At 66.0% G+C, this 14,156-nt stretch carries 15 protein-coding genes; 5 read left to right on the top strand and 10 right to left on the bottom strand.

Annotated features, from left to right (window positions below; genetic code table 11):
* Window positions 1–6: 6 nt before the first annotated feature.
* On the bottom strand, window positions 7–1,257 hold the full coding sequence (locus tag GST15_RS06215) for a GGDEF domain-containing protein (protein ID WP_159016334.1): 1,251 nt from the start codon (window positions 1,255–1,257) through the stop codon (window positions 7–9).
* Window positions 1,258–1,368: 111 nt separating this feature from the next.
* Complete coding sequence (gene bla, locus GST15_RS06210) at window positions 1,369–2,232, bottom strand: subclass B3 metallo-beta-lactamase (RefSeq protein ID WP_159016333.1); 864 nt, start codon at window positions 2,230–2,232, stop codon at window positions 1,369–1,371.
* Between the two features lie 229 nt (window positions 2,233–2,461).
* Between bla and GST15_RS06205 the strand changes: the two genes are divergently transcribed.
* Window positions 2,462–3,895 (top strand): amidohydrolase family protein, encoded by a 1,434-nt coding sequence (locus GST15_RS06205; RefSeq protein WP_425482211.1) that lies wholly within the window; start codon window positions 2,462–2,464, stop codon window positions 3,893–3,895.
* Between the two features lie 160 nt (window positions 3,896–4,055).
* Here GST15_RS06205 and GST15_RS06200 read toward each other — a convergent pair whose 3' ends face one another.
* Both GST15_RS06200 and GST15_RS06195 read right to left on the bottom strand, forming a co-directional pair.
* Window positions 4,056–4,580, bottom strand: a complete 525-nt coding sequence (locus GST15_RS06200; RefSeq protein ID WP_233263064.1) for a GFA family protein — start codon at window positions 4,578–4,580, stop codon at window positions 4,056–4,058.
* Between the two features lie 55 nt (window positions 4,581–4,635).
* A complete protein-coding gene (locus GST15_RS06195) occupies window positions 4,636–4,995 on the bottom strand; it encodes a DUF1428 domain-containing protein (protein WP_159016331.1) in 360 nt (119 codons plus the stop codon).
* A 266-nt stretch (window positions 4,996–5,261) separates the two neighbouring features.
* On the opposite strand from GST15_RS06195, the gene GST15_RS06190 reads away from it, so the two are divergent.
* Window positions 5,262–7,274: a PAS domain-containing hybrid sensor histidine kinase/response regulator gene (locus tag GST15_RS06190; protein WP_159016330.1), complete on the top strand. Its 2,013-nt coding sequence runs from the start codon at window positions 5,262–5,264 to the stop codon at window positions 7,272–7,274.
* Between the two features lie 144 nt (window positions 7,275–7,418).
* Here the strand turns inward: GST15_RS06190 and GST15_RS06185 are convergent, their stop codons facing one another.
* The 4 genes from GST15_RS06185 to GST15_RS06170 all read right to left on the bottom strand — a co-directional run bounded on the left by GST15_RS06185 (window position 7,419) and on the right by GST15_RS06170 (window position 10,610).
* The gene (locus GST15_RS06185) at window positions 7,419–8,075 is read right to left on the bottom strand and encodes an NAD-dependent epimerase/dehydratase family protein (protein ID WP_159016329.1); all 657 of its coding nucleotides are present in this window, start codon (window positions 8,073–8,075) and stop codon (window positions 7,419–7,421) included.
* Between the two features lie 80 nt (window positions 8,076–8,155).
* On the bottom strand, window positions 8,156–8,416 hold the full coding sequence (locus GST15_RS06180; RefSeq protein ID WP_199268717.1) for a GIY-YIG nuclease family protein: 261 nt from the start codon (window positions 8,414–8,416) through the stop codon (window positions 8,156–8,158).
* A 57-nt stretch (window positions 8,417–8,473) separates the two neighbouring features.
* Window positions 8,474–8,662: a hypothetical protein gene (locus GST15_RS06175; RefSeq protein WP_159016328.1), complete on the bottom strand. Its 189-nt coding sequence runs from the start codon at window positions 8,660–8,662 to the stop codon at window positions 8,474–8,476.
* Between the two features lie 388 nt (window positions 8,663–9,050).
* A complete protein-coding gene (locus tag GST15_RS06170) occupies window positions 9,051–10,610 on the bottom strand; it encodes a TPR end-of-group domain-containing protein (protein WP_159016327.1) in 1,560 nt (519 codons plus the stop codon).
* Window positions 10,611–10,983: 373 nt separating this feature from the next.
* On the opposite strand from GST15_RS06170, the gene GST15_RS06165 reads away from it, so the two are divergent.
* Complete coding sequence (locus GST15_RS06165) at window positions 10,984–11,601, top strand: short chain dehydrogenase (protein WP_159016326.1); 618 nt, start codon at window positions 10,984–10,986, stop codon at window positions 11,599–11,601.
* 22 nt (window positions 11,602–11,623) lie between these two features.
* Here GST15_RS06165 and GST15_RS06160 read toward each other — a convergent pair whose 3' ends face one another.
* Window positions 11,624–11,884, bottom strand: a complete 261-nt coding sequence (locus tag GST15_RS06160; protein ID WP_159016325.1) for a hypothetical protein — start codon at window positions 11,882–11,884, stop codon at window positions 11,624–11,626.
* A 164-nt stretch (window positions 11,885–12,048) separates the two neighbouring features.
* On the opposite strand from GST15_RS06160, the gene GST15_RS06155 reads away from it, so the two are divergent.
* Together GST15_RS06155 and GST15_RS06150 are read left to right on the top strand one after the other, a co-directional pair.
* Window positions 12,049–12,726, top strand: coding sequence for a GNAT family N-acetyltransferase (locus GST15_RS06155; protein WP_159016324.1), 678 nt, complete (start codon window positions 12,049–12,051; stop codon window positions 12,724–12,726).
* 119 nt (window positions 12,727–12,845) lie between these two features.
* The gene (locus GST15_RS06150; protein ID WP_159016323.1) at window positions 12,846–13,706 is read left to right on the top strand and encodes a hypothetical protein; all 861 of its coding nucleotides are present in this window, start codon (window positions 12,846–12,848) and stop codon (window positions 13,704–13,706) included.
* A 48-nt stretch (window positions 13,707–13,754) separates the two neighbouring features.
* On the opposite strand, the gene GST15_RS06145 is transcribed toward GST15_RS06150, so the two are convergent.
* Window positions 13,755–14,102, bottom strand: a complete 348-nt coding sequence (locus tag GST15_RS06145; RefSeq protein WP_159016322.1) for a hypothetical protein — start codon at window positions 14,100–14,102, stop codon at window positions 13,755–13,757.
* Window positions 14,103–14,156: the final 54 nt, after the last annotated feature.

Below are 14,156 nucleotides of genomic sequence, written 5' to 3'. Positions count from 1 at the left end.
GGATCCTCACCCGGACGGAATAACGCGGTCGGCGATCGTCAGGGCTGAAGCGCGCCGGGCAATGTGGCGATCACTGGATCGGGTCGACCCCTCGCCCGATGCGGCAGCAGGCTCCTGTGCGGCAACGCAGAAGCGGTTCCGGCCCAACTCCTTGGCCTGGTAGAGCGCGATGTCGGCACGGTGGATCAGCGAGGACCACGATCGATCGCCTCCCTGATCCGGCAGCGACGCAAATCCCACGCTGATCGTGATCGGATGCTGGTCGTGCACGCGGTACTGCCGTACGGCCGCCAGCAATCGCTCGCCCAGGAGCGCGACACTCTCGCTGCCCGCGCCGGGAAAGACGAGGCAGAATTCCTCGCCGCCGTAACGTCCGACCAGATCCACGTTCCGGCACGCGTCATGGAGCAGCTGCGCGATATCCGCCAGTACGAAATCGCCGGCTTCATGCCCGAGGTTGTCGTTGACGCGCTTGAAGAAATCGATATCGACGAAGGCCACGGTCAGCGGCTGGCGACTGCGGATGGCCACCGCCACTTCGCGCTCGCCGCCGGCAACAATGGCGCGCCTGTTCAGCATGCCGGTCAATTCGTCATGCGTGGCCAGGTGGTTCTTGGCGTCGACCAGTCGCTCGAAGTACAGCAGCAACAAGCCGGTTGCATAAAGGAAGATGCCGCCCAGCGGAACGAGGTACAGGATCGTGATGCCCGTCGGCGACTGGGTCATTGGCAGGAAATCCGGATCCTGCCGGATGGCCGCCGCGATTCGCACGATGTTGTTCACCATCAGCAGCGCGGTGGCGCCCAGCGTCAGGAGGCTGCCGAAACTGTGCCGTGACGGCATGCCGATCAACAGGACGCGGCAACTCAGCACGAGCAGCAACAGCATCGTGCTCGACAGCAGCAGGATGCGGTTGAACGTCGAGGCCCCAGTCAGTCCGAGCAGGAAGAACAGCAGGCAGAAGCCGGCCCCGAGCATCCATGCCAGCTTGCTCCGCGGCATCTTGAAGAAGACCTGCAGCCCCCACAGTTGCAGGATTCCGCCAAAGACCAGGCAGGTGTTGCCGATCAGCTGCACGATTGAAGGCGCGCGGTTGCCGATGACGACCAGGAGCACTCCGATCACGATGAGGATCGCGGCCGACGCCCAGTAGCGCGTGGAGCGCTCCGGCCGCGCGGCAAAATGCGCGCCGGTCATGACCAGGGCGATGCAGAGTTGGGCGATGATGAGCGCGAAAGCAGCCGTCAATGCATCCATCGGTCGAGCCAGCCCTCTTGGTAACCGCGCTGCGTTGTACGGGCGCTCGCCAAGCGTAGCGCGCAAGGCGGATGAAAGTCGCCCTGCGGCGATCGCAGCACAGCCTGGGGCTTACCGGACCGCCGTTTCCGTGATCTGGGCCTGCAATTCCCCCTCGGCGCCGTCGGCATAAGCCTGGCAGCCCATCGGCTGCGGGTGCGGATTCGCTGCATTGGCGAAATCCCATCCACTGGCGTCCGCGTGTGGCGTCAGCAGGACATCGCAGGGCAGGGCACGGACGATCGCGAAGCTGTGATGGAAGTCGTCGACGATGTGCGGGTAGCGCGGGTTGCCGACGAGCTTGTAGCCGGGCGCCGTGAGGCTGTCGACGTAGGCGATGTGCTGCGTCTTTCCGTAGCGCGTGTCGTCCCAGGTCCACGCGATGCTGCCCGGCGTGTGCCCGGGGATGAAGTGTGCGGTGAGCCGGACGTTGCCCAGCGCCACGACCTCGCCATCGTGCAGGACGCGGTCCGTCTGCACGGGCGGATACACGAAGTCGTCGCCGAAATGGATGTCGTTGCCGCCGCCGCTGGCCATCAGCACAGCGCTCTCGGCGCTGTTGAGCACCTGGGCGCCGGTCGCGCGCTTGATCGCGGCGATCGAGCCGGCGTGGTCGCCATGCGCGTGGCTGGCGAGGATCAGTTTGAGTTCCCCGGGCGCGACGCCGAGCGCGCGCATGTTGGCCAGCAGCATGTCGGCCACCTGCGGCAGGCCGCCGTCGATCAGCAATGCGCCATCGTCGGTCCTCACCAGGAGCGCGGTGATTCCGGCGGTGCCGATCTGCCACGTGTGGTCGCTGATGCGCACCGGCGCAACCGGTTGTCGCCACGCGTCCGGCGAGTGGTAAGCCTTGCCCTGGGGCAGCAGTGGCTCGGCGGCGCCAGCGAGGCCGCAGGCGGACAGCAACAGGCACGCGAGCGACAGCGATCGGAACATTGCGCGGGATCCGTAGTGGAAAGGCGTGCCAGTGTGCATCAGACCGGCCTTGAGTCATCGACTCGTCGTCCATCGAGACCTGTGCGTCCGACGTCCGCATGGAGGATGTGGGCCAAGACCCGCACTACAATTCGCCGGTGGGCCCGGGCCCACCGAGCCCATGGTGCCGTCAACCCCAATCGAGAAAGACATGCGCCTGCATCGATCCCACAGCCGTCATTCGTTCGCCCTGCGCGCCTCCTCGCTACTGGCGTTATGCCTTGCGGCACCGATCCACGCGCAGCTGCCCACGCTCTCGACGCAGGCGCGCTCCTTCGTGACGGTCGACCAGCCACTGGTGGCAATCACGCATGTGCGGGTCATCGATGGCAACGGTGGGCCCGCGCGCGAGGACCAGATGGTCGTGCTGCGCGACGGCCGCATCGCTTCGGTGGCCGCGCATGCGGGCGCGCCGACGGGCGCGACGGTGATCGACGGCAGCGGGCACACGCTGATCCCGGGCCTGGTCGGCATGCACGACCACATGTTCTATCCGGCGCCGGCGGTGAACCCGGGCGCGAAGGAAGCGCTGTATCCCGAGCAGGCGTCGAGTTTCCCCAAGCTCTACCTCGCCGGGGGCGTCACCACCATCCGCACCACCGGCAGCACCGAGCCGTACACCGACCTGGCGGTGAAGCAGGCCATCGATGCCGGCAGGATCGCCGGCCCGAAGATGCACACCACCGGGCCATATCTCGAAGGCGTCGGCAGCTTCGCCCCGCAGCTGCATGAACTCACCGGCGCCGCCGATGCGCGCGACACCGTCGATTACTGGATCGGCGAAGGCGCGACGTCGTTCAAGGCCTACATGCACATCACCCGCGCCGAGCTGGCCGCGGCGATCGATGCGGCGCACGCGAAGCACATCAAGGTCACCGGCCACCTGTGTTCGATCGGATTCCGCGAGGCCGTGGACCTCGGCATCGACAACCTCGAGCACGGACTGGTGGTGGACACCGAGTTCCTGCCCGGCAAGATGCCGGATGTCTGCCCGGATACGAAACTCGCGGGCGCGCAACTGGCGGCCATGACCATCGACGATCCGCGCCTGCAGCAGCTGATCGCGCTGCTCGTCGCCAGGCACGTGGCGGTGACGTCGACGCTGCCGGTGTTCGAGACCTTCGTGCCGGGTCGGGCACCGATCGACCCGCGCGTGCTCGATGCGATGCTGCCGCAGGCGCGCGCGCAATACCTGGAAACACGGGAGGCGACCGCGAAGAAGACCGACTCGCCGTGGCCGAAGCTGTTCAAGCTGGAACAGGATTTCGAGCGCGCCTTCGTCGAGAAGGGCGGCACCCTGCTCGCCGGCCTCGACCCGACCGGCTACGGCGGGGTGATCGCCGGTTATGGCGACCAGCGCGAAGTGGAACTGCTGGTGGAGGCGGGCTTTACCCCGGTGCAGGCAATCCAGATCGCGACCATGAACGGCGCGCGCTTCCTCGGCGTGGACAAGGAACTGGGTTCGATCGAAGCGGGCAAGGCCGCCGACATCGTCCTCGTCAGGGGCAACCCAGCGCAGGACATCCACGATATCGAGCAGGTGGAGCTGGTGTTCAAGGATGGCGTGGGCTACGACCCGGCGAAACTCGTGCAGGCGGCCAACGGCACGGTCGGCTTGCGCTGATCATCGCTGTCCAGCAGTCAGTCCATCCACGAACCTTGCCGGTTCGTCCGAAAATTCCCCTGGCTGGTCGAGGAACGCCGCGTGCGCGGAATCCCTCGAGTGGCGCGAAGCCCCGTGGACAACGCCTCAAAATCGACCGTCTGCCATGGACTGCGCCCCGCTATTCGGGAACGGCCTCACCTGACCCGCCGAGTTCGGCCGGGAAGTCCCTCAGCTTCGGCAATCCGTCCTTCATCGGCAAGACCGTTTCCGCATAGTTCACGTGCACGCCGGGTTTGAAGTCCATGGACGGGATGATCGCGGCATACACGTCGATCAGGCCAAAGCCCGGATGGTCGGTCATCACGTGGCCGCCGCAAGTCGTGCAGAACTGGCGATCGCTCTTTTCGGTTTTCCGGAAATGGCCGATGGACCCCTGGCCCTGCGTGACCTTCACGTTTTCGGGCTTCCACAACGTGAATGCATTCACCGGTCCGGCGGACCAGGAGCGGCAGGATTCGCAGTGGCAGTAGCCCATCGCCTCGGGCGAGCCGGTGACTTCGATCTGGACGGTGCCGCAGAAGCAGGTGCCGGAATGCGTGCTGGTCATGTCGTGGTTCTCTCGGGGCACGGTGATGGTGAAGGGCGTCCAAGCTGGAATCATCAATTGCAGTGGCAAGCCCCTGGTGCGGACGATGCCGCCCACATGGGACGCATGCTCACAGCCGCGCCCTCGCTCGTCGCCTCGCGACAGCGCTGGATCAGTGGGTCCTGCCCAGTTCCGTGACCGGCGCGAAGCCGCCGAAGATCATGCGCTTGCCGTCGAACGGCATCGATTCTGGGGTCATCCGTGGATCCTTCATGACGCGCTCCATTCCGGCGTCGCGGGTGGCCTTGTCGGGCCATTCGATCCACGAGAACACCACCGTTTCGTCGGGTCTGGCCTGCACGGCGCGGCGGAAGTCGGTGACCTTGCCCTCGGGGACATCGTCGCCCCAGCATTCGACGACGCGGGTCGCGCCACATTCCATGAAGACCGAATCGCCGCTGTTGGCGTGCGCGATGAACTGGTCCTTCTTCGTGCTCGGCACGGCCATCACGAAGCCATCGATGTACGACATGGTGTTCCTCCTTTGGTTTTGGAGCTGGCGAAGGCGCCAGTGCGGATGCCATCGCTCATTGCGACGAACGCAGCGGCCCGGATCGACAGGCCACTGACCTGCGCAGCCGGGATCGCTGTCGACCAGGCTTTCGCACGGACGTGAACGCGCTGCACAATCAAACTGAACAGCCGTTTGCTTCTATCATCCGGAACCCCCATTGATCGGCGTTGATGTCCGCGCTTGCGGGCCGATCCCCTCGCGTTGGAGCAGTCGGAGTGCAATGCATGAATGAGCCGGGCGTGCCCGTGTTCCTGTCGGGCGGCGGTGAGGTCGGGGCGATGATGCGCGCGCACGACTGGTCGACATCACCGCTGGGCCATCCCGCCGGGTGGCCGCAGTCGCTGCGTTCGGTCGTCGGTTTGATCCTGAACTCGAAATTCCCGATGTTCGTCGCATGGGGTCCCGAGCTCGGGTTTCTCTACAACGACTCCTATGGGCAGATCCTGGGCGACAAGCACCCCTCGGCACTGGGTGGCAGATTCGAGGACATCTGGCGCGAAATCTGGAGCGACATCCATCCCATCATCGTCCAGGCACTGGATGGGCAAGCCTCGTTCCATACCAACCTGCCATTGACCATCAACCGCAGGGGCTTCGACGAGTCGGCCTGGTTCACCTTCTCGTACTCGCCGGTTCGTGATGAGAGCGGCGCGATCGCAGGCATGTATTGCGCGGTGAACGAAACGACGGTGGACGTGCTCAACGAGCGCAACCGGATCGAGGAGAACGAGCGGCTCCAGCGACTGTTCGAGCAGGCACCCGGCATCATGGCGGTGCTGCGTGGGCCCGATCACGTCTTCGACCTGGCCAACGCGGCCTACCTGGAACTGGTCGGCAATCGTGAGCTGGCAGGCAAGCCGGTCCGCGTTGCCCTGCCCGAACTCGGCGGCCAGGGTTTCTATGAATTGCTCGACCATGTCTACGCCAGTGGCGAGGTCTACCGTGGCCATGCGGCGCCGGTGAAACTGCAGCGCGGCTCCGGCGAGCTGGAAGAACGCTTCATCGATTTCGTGTACCAGCCGATCAGGTCGGGCGCTGGCGCCGTCACCGGCATCTTCGTCGAAGGCAACGACGTCACCGCAGCCGTGGTTGCGAACAACGAGTTGCGTGCCGCCAACCGGCGCAAGGATGAATTCCTCGCCATGCTGGCCCACGAACTGCGCAATCCGCTTGCACCGATCAGTTCTGCCGCGGACCTGCTCCGGCTCGCGGGTCCGGAGTCGGCAATGGTCCGCCAGACGAGCGAGATCATCACCCGGCAGGTCAAGCACATGATCGGCCTCGTCGACGACCTGCTCGACGTCTCCCGCGTGACCCGCGGGCTGGTGTCACTGCAGAAAGCGACGCTGGACCTCAATGGCGTCGTCGCCGACGCGATCGAGCAGGTGCTGTCCCTCGTGCAGGCCCGGCGCCAGCATCTGTCGCTGAAGCTTCCGACCGACCCGGTCCTGCTGCAAGGCGACCGCACGCGGCTTGTCCAGGTGTTCGCCAACATCCTCAACAACGCGGCGAAATACACCCCCAACGATGGGCATATCGACGTGCGACTGGATGTCGGTCCGGACTGGGTCGAGTTGCGCGTGCAGGACGACGGCATGGGGATGTCGTCGGAGTTGCTGCCGCACGTCTTCGATCTGTTTACGCAGGCCGAGCGGTCGCCGGATCGATCACAGGGAGGCTTGGGATTGGGCCTGGCGCTGGTGAAGAGCCTCGTGGGGCTGCATGGCGGGAGCGTTTCGGCGCATAGCGACGGGCCAGGCCTTGGCAGCACGTTTGTCGTCCGACTGCCGCACGTCGCGGGAGCGATTGAAACCAGGGACTGGCCAGCCACATCCGACGCGGGCGGTATTGCACCCATCCCCCTGCGCCTCATGGTCGTCGATGACAACGCCGACGCCGCGGACGTCCTGTGCCTGCTGTTGGAGGCGTTGGGACATACCACGTCCTCGGAACACGATGCCGAGCGGGCGATCGCGCGAGCGCGCCAGCAGGCGCCGCAGATGCTGTTCCTCGATATCGGATTGCCGGACATGGATGGGTACGAACTCGCGCGGCGCCTGCGGGCAATGCCCGAGACCGCCGACGCCGTCTTTGTCGCCGTGACCGGCTACGGGCAGCCCGATGACAGGGCGCGGGCAAGGCAAGCAGGCTTCGACCATCACATGGTCAAGCCGGTCAAGTTGGAGGCCGTACGCGAATTGCTCGACAACTACTCACCCGCGCGCAAGGCCGGTTGACGCGCGCGCACGGGACGGTCGACCACGTCGCGCTCGGCGACAACGAAGCCGCGCACATCCACCCGAAGGGCCGCGACGACGTCCTGCCGGTGAGACGCACCTTCCAGCATCACTTCCGGTAGATGTGACAGGCCAGGGTGACCTTCAGGCGCCGAGCCGGTTGATCTCCGCGTTCTCGACCACCGCAGGCGGATTGTCCTGCCGCAACAGTTGCAGCATCGCGCGACCGACGCGGTCGGTGGTCGTCATCAACCTTGGCAACATGCGCACGCCCAGGCCCATCAACGGGCCGGCGAGCGTGTACGCGACCGCGAGTGCGGCATGCGGCGAGCGCACGCCGTCCCCGGGCTGGATGATGCCGGGACGCAGCATCACCGTGCGGAATGGCAGGGCAGCGAGCGCGCTTTCGGTTTCACCCTTGACGCGCATCGGCATGATCCGGCTCTCGGGATCCGCTCCCGCGCCGGAAATGTAGATGAAGGTCATGCCGGGGTTGAGTTGCCCGACCGTCCGCGCGACATGCAGGGTCAGGAACAACGTCACATGACGATACGCGCCTTCCCTCGCGCCCGGCACCTGCGCACCGGCGCAGTAGAGGCAGGCATCGAATGGATGCAGGCGATCCTCGATTGCATTGAGCGCGGCGAAGTCGCGCACCACGAGTTCTTCCAGCTTGGGATGGGTCTGTCCGCTGGAGCGGCGGCCAAGCGAGACGACGTGGCTGACGTCCGGATCGTGCAGGCATTCGCGCAGCACGCCCTGGCCGACAAGGCCGGTGGCACCGGTGATCAGGATGCGCATGGCCGACTCCGCGAAAGGCAAGGAACCAAGCCTACTGCGCGCGAGGTGAAAGCGGCCGGGTGGCATGGACCACGGCTGGGCTATGCGCTGCCGCTGTCCCCTGCGCACAGCGCGCGCTTGCGCGCCGGCGTCAGTTGCTTGATCGCGTACTCGGCGCGGCTGGCGGAGGAACGGTCAGGATGCTCGAATCGCGCGAGCAGCCGCGACGGTGGCCGCGAACGGGTATAGCGGGCGCCCGTGCCGGCGACATGCTCGGCATAGCGCCGTTCCACGTCGGTGGCGATCCCGGTGTACAGGCTGCCGTCGGTGCATTCGATGATGTAGACGTACCAGCGGCCCATGCCGCGAGTGTAGCGGGGCACCGGGCGTGCGGAAAAACGCCTCCGTGCAGGCGCAGGTCAGCGTGCGATGCCACTGCCCGACAACTGCATCAGCGTGCTGGTGGCCTTCGCGCCGGACCACACGCTCCATCCGATCAGCAGGCCGAGTGCAGGCTGGCCCGTGTGTTGCTTGAGATAGCACCAGAAAACGACGGCGGCCAGATGGAAGCCGATCGCATACAGGCACAGGCGCTTGTCTTTGTTCATGGGTGTGACTGTCCTCTCGGCCGTCGCTGGGGGCCTTGCTGGTGATCGGATGGCCAGCCGTACCGCTGCTGGATGTTGCGTGGATGGATGGCGTCGTCCGGCCGATCCCGACATGGGAATGCCGACCCCGCATGGCAGCGACCTCCGACAGGAAATCATCGGAGGCGCGTGTCGTATCCGTCCAGGGATTGCGGCCGACTACTGCCGGCGCATGGACGATGTGAATCGTCCGTGCGCGGCTGCAGGCACTGCGCTCACGTGATGATTCTGTCATGACGCTCCGCGTTTTCTGTGGCTTGCGTCAGGATTCCACCACTCCGGAAACGTCGATGGCCGCTTGTTCTGCGATGTTCATCCGGCTCGCGCATTCAGGTGTTCCGGCCTGTGATCAGCCCAGTCGTGCCAGCAGCTTCTGGAACCGGGGGCTCTGGCGCAGGGAGGCGAGGTCGCTGTCGTTCTCCATCCAGGCCCGGGCGCCCCATCCCAGTTCGGCGGCACGCTCGAGCAGGTCCATCGCGCGGTCGTGCTCGTCGAGTTGCGCGAACGTGCACGCCGCGTTGTAGCAGACCATCGGCTCGTCATCGCTGGACTGCAGCGCCAGGTTGGCCCACTCGATCGCCTTGTCCCTCTCGCCCATGGTCGCGAAATTCGCCGCGCCCATGTAGCGGGCGCGCGCGTCGCCCGGATTCGCTTCCAGCGCCCGCTCGATCAATCCGATCGCGCGTTGCCGCGCCTTGCGCTCATCGTCCTTCCGGCCCATCTCGCTGTAGGCCTGGCTCAGGTAGACGATCGGCAGGTAATCGGCAGGACTGACCTCCGATGCACGCAGGAACAACCACGCGGCTTTTTCGAAGTTTCCGCGCGAGCTGCAGATCGCTCCGTAGAGGAAATAGGGTTCGAACAGGTTCGGGTTCAGCATCATGGCCGTTTCGAACTGCCGCTCGGCCAGGTCGAATTGCCTGCTCACGTACAGCGCCAGCCCGCGGGAGGCATGTGCCTCGGCGGAGTCCGGGTCCAGCTGCAGCGCCCGCTCGCTTGCACGCATGGCGTTGGCGACGTGCCCGGGGCTGGGCTCCATGAAGCGATGACGCATCGCATAGGCATCGGCAAGGCCGGCCCACGCCGCGGCGTATTTCGGATCCTTGTCGATGGCGCGCTCGTACATTTCGATGGCGCGCATGGAGTCGCGCCGGTTCCACGAGTAGAAGTACCTGCGGCCGCGCAGGTAGTCGTCGTAGGCCCCGACGTCGGCAGTCGCGACGTACTGGATCGCGCGACGTTCCTTCGGCGACAGGGTGACCTTCAATGCATCGACGATGCTCTGTGCGATGTCGTCCTGGATGGCGAACACATCCTGCAACTCGCGGTCGTAGGTCTCCGCCCACAGGGTGGAATCCGATGCCACGTCGATCAACTGTGCGGTGATGCGCACGCGGTTGCCGGAACGGCGCACGCTGCCCTCCAGGACCGTACCGACGTCGAGCTTGGCCGCGACCATCGGGATGTCGATCTCCTTGCCCTTGAAGAAGAACGACGACGTGCGCGACGCCACCTGCAGCTGCGGCAGCTTCACCAGCAGGTTGAGGATTTCCTCGGAAATGCCGTCGCTGAAATACTCGTTGTCGTGGTCGCCGCTCATGTTGACGAACGCAAGCACCGCGATGCTGCGGCGGGTCTCGTCACGCGGCGATGCCTGATGCTTCCGGCGTGCCTGGCCAACATCCACATGGAGCTGCGTGGGCTTCGTGGCTACTGGATCGTGGCCGGTGCGCTCGATGCCGCGAGGGCCGAGATCGAACAGCCAGGCCATGACCACCGCGAACGGAAACCCGAGCGCGACCAGGACGATGATCAGGGTGAGCGACCAGGCGGGGACATTGAGCGGCGGCAACACGGTGGCAGCGACTTCAACCATCACCCAGCCGATCGCCGCATACACGACGGCCACGCGGATGACACGGCGGCGGTGAAGCTCTGCGACAAAGCCCCTGTGTCTTTTTCCGCTGTCACCTGAATCCATGCGCTACCCCGGGGGCTGCCACGGGCGGGCGTCGCGGCCGGCAGGCGGGGCCGTGATTGCCGCCTGCCGCTGCCACGATCCAAGGCCTTGTTTTTCAAACGACGTGGCTGCTCGGCTCAGGCCATCGGCGACGGCCCGGCAGGTATCCTTTGCATGGCGAGCGCGTTCAGCGAGCAGCGGTGGCGACGTTTCGACGATGCCTCATCGCACGCTCGCGGCCTGGCGCGCCTGTCTGCAATCACGCGATGCAATCCGCTGGAGTGTCCACACTGCGTTATCAGCGCGCGTTGGCGAACCATGGATGACAAGGGAGACGACGATGAAGATCCTGCTGGTCGGTGCCAACGGAACACTGGGGCGAGCGGTCGCTGCGGAGCTGCGCGTGCGTCATGAATTGATCCCTGCCGGACGCAGGACCGGTGACGTGCACCTGGACCTGGCCGACGCCGACAGCATCGACGCCGCGTTGCAGTCGGTCGGGCCGCTGGATGCCGTGATCTCCGCCGCCGGCCACGTCGCTTTCGGCCCGCTGCTCGAGTTGACCGACGTGCAGTGGCATCTCGGGCTGTCGGAGAAACTCATGGGGCAGGTGAACCTGGCCCTGCTCGCCGTGCCCCACCTGCGTGATGGCGGCTCGATCACGCTCACCACCGGCGTGGTGTCGACCGACCCGATCCGCGGCGGCGCATCGGCAGCGATGGTCAATGGCGGGCTGGAATCCTTCGTGCGTTGTGCAGCGCTGGAACTGCCGCGCGGGCTGCGCATCAACGCAGTCAGCCCGGGCGTGCTGCTGGAATCCATGCACGAGTACGCACCGTTGTTTCGCGGCTTCGAGCCGGTGCCTGCCGCACGCGCGGCGCTGGGTTTCGCCCGCAGCGTGGAAGGCGGCGATACCGGCAAGACCTACCGGCTGTTCTAGCCGGCGGATCCGGGGCGCGCGCCTAGCGCCGCTCGTTGCGCTCGTCCTGGTCGCCGTCGCTGCGAACGTCGTCGAGGAAGGACGTCCCGTCGGCATTGCGATCGCCCGGCTGGTCATCGAGCGCGGCATCCAGCAGGTCGGCCTGGTCATCGACGCCGATGTTGTCGATCGCCGATTGCGAACGCGGATCCAGCGACGGCGGACGCATGGGGCGCCGCTCCACCGGTTCCGTGCGCGGATCGCCACCGGGCGCCGGCGCACCGGTTTTGTTGGTCTTTTCCATCGCACTACCTCCAGCATTGGCCGATGCCACGACAGCGACTCGAAGCCGTGCCATGACTGTCGATCACTATCTGCGCGCGGGCGTTAGCGACGCGACAAGGCCAGCCGTCGCCGGCATCGCGCCGATTGCTCGCCTGCGCGCGACCGACGAGGCAGAATCGACGGATGGAAACCTGCGAGCTCGACAATCCATTCTGGTCATCACTGGCCAGTCGCCATCGCGCGCTGGCGCAACGCTCGGGAGGTGTTGCGCGCTACCCGGCCGACTTCGCGCCGTTCATCGGCGTGCGGGATGCCGACGTGGATGTTGGCGAGGCGCTGGCTTCGCTGGTCGCGCCGGGCGAAACCCTGTTGCTGCTCGGCGTTGCGCCGCGCGTATCCGGAGACTTTCAACTCGAGCCATTCGCGGACCTGGCGCAGATGACCTGCGCCGAGCCCATCCCGGTGATCGACGGGCCGGACGTCATCGCGCTGGCCGACGCGCACCGCGCCGACGTGCTGGCGCTGACCGCGCTGGTCTATCCGCATTACTTCCGGCCGCGCACGATCGAGCTGGGCCGCTATGTCGGCATCTACCAGGATGGTCGCCTGGCGGCGATGGCCGGCGAGCGCCTGGGCATGGATGGTCACCAGGAAATCAGCGCCATCTGCACGCATCCGGATTTCAACGGACGCGGCTACGCCCGTCGCCTCACCGCCATGCTGTCGAACGACAACATCGAACGCGGCCGCATCCCCTTCCTGCATGTGAGCCACGAGAACCTGCGCGCGAAACGCCTGTACGAACAGATCGGCTATCGCCACCGCCGCGACATCGGCTTCTGGGCACTGCGCCGCGCGTAAATCCCAATCCGCGCATTGCGTCGCGGTTTGGGACCGGAGGCGGCGTCCACAATTTGCGCCGGAGCGGCGCATGCGCTGTCCTGGTCGCGGGGATTCGTGTGTCCGGACGGGGGAAACCAATGACGCGACTGGGCTTGTGGCTGTCCATGGGGATGACGCTGTTCGGGGTCCCCGGCGTGTCGGCCGCGGAAAACGCCGAATCCCCGAGCGACGTCAGCAAGGATCACCCGCAGCCATTCCTGGGCGGCTTCCTGCGCGAATCGCGGATCGTCTATCCGCTGAAGGTCGGCGAATGGGAGGCGATCGGCGAGCACCGGTTCGACGAGCAGGAATACGGTGTGTCCGTCCGCTATGCCCATGGCCGGGACAGCGATCGATGGATCGACGTCTACTTCTATCCGGCCGGCGTCCTGTCGGCGGCGCAGTTTGCCGAGGCTGCGCGCACTGAAGCCGACCTCATCGGCCAGGCCCATCGGCAGGCCGGTCACGCGGACTTCGACATCGGCGAATTGCAGGCGTTTTCTGTGGCGTCGGTTCCTGTCGCTCCGGCCGCGGCGATCCCGGCACGCGCGGTCGACCTGGGCTACACGATCCATGGCACTGCATACAGCTCGGCGATGACGCTGCTGCTCGATCACCTGTATTTCGTCAAGGCGCGCTACAGCATCGAGCAGGCCAGGCTGTCGCGCGAGGACACCCTTCGACAACTGGAGCAATTCACCGCGCAGCTGCATCCCAGCCTGGTCGTGCTCAGCACGGGCGATTGCTCGATGTCCTCGCAGATCGACGCGGGCACCGGTCGCGTCACCGCACGCGCCCCAGTTCCGGATGGCCGACTGTTGGCGGGTTGCGTTGGTGAATCGCCGGTCAACCCGGATGTCGTCGATGGCATGCGCGAAATCCGGATCGAATATCGCGCGCCGGATGGCGAGGGTCATCCTTCGCGGTCGATCGGCATCGGGCGGATCAAGGTCGGCTGAGCGCGGGGCGCTGGCCGACGTTCGGCGCCGATGAAGTCCGGCCGTGAATCAGCGACCGGTCGCCCTGTCGTCGCCGCCCGGCGCGAAATCCCGCACCCAGGTATGGGTCGGCGACGCATGCAAGGGCTGGTGGCAAACCCGGGTATCGATGATCGTGCGCAGGTCAGCCGCGCTCAGGCTGGATGTGGCCGCATCGGTCGCGTTCGCGGGCGATGACCCGGACAAGGGCGCAGACGCCAATTGCCGGGCGACGGCACTGAGCAGGTCCGCCGTGGCTTCCCGCAATGCATTGCGCTCGGCCTCGGAATGCCAGGCGCGCGCCTGCAGCTCACCGGCACGCTCATCGCAGGCCTGTGCCAGCTCGCTCAATTCACGATCGAGATAGGGATTGTCCAAGTGGCGAATCCTGCATGCCGGAAGTGGAAGGCGTGATGAACACCACGCGTGGCG

It is taken from the genome of Cognatiluteimonas profundi (genome assembly GCF_009792795.1).
In the GTDB taxonomy this organism is placed as follows: Bacteria; Pseudomonadota; Gammaproteobacteria; order Xanthomonadales; family Xanthomonadaceae; genus Cognatiluteimonas; species Cognatiluteimonas profundi.
Note: the sequence above shows the minus strand (reverse complement) of the source record. Positions and strands in the feature narration are given on the sequence as shown.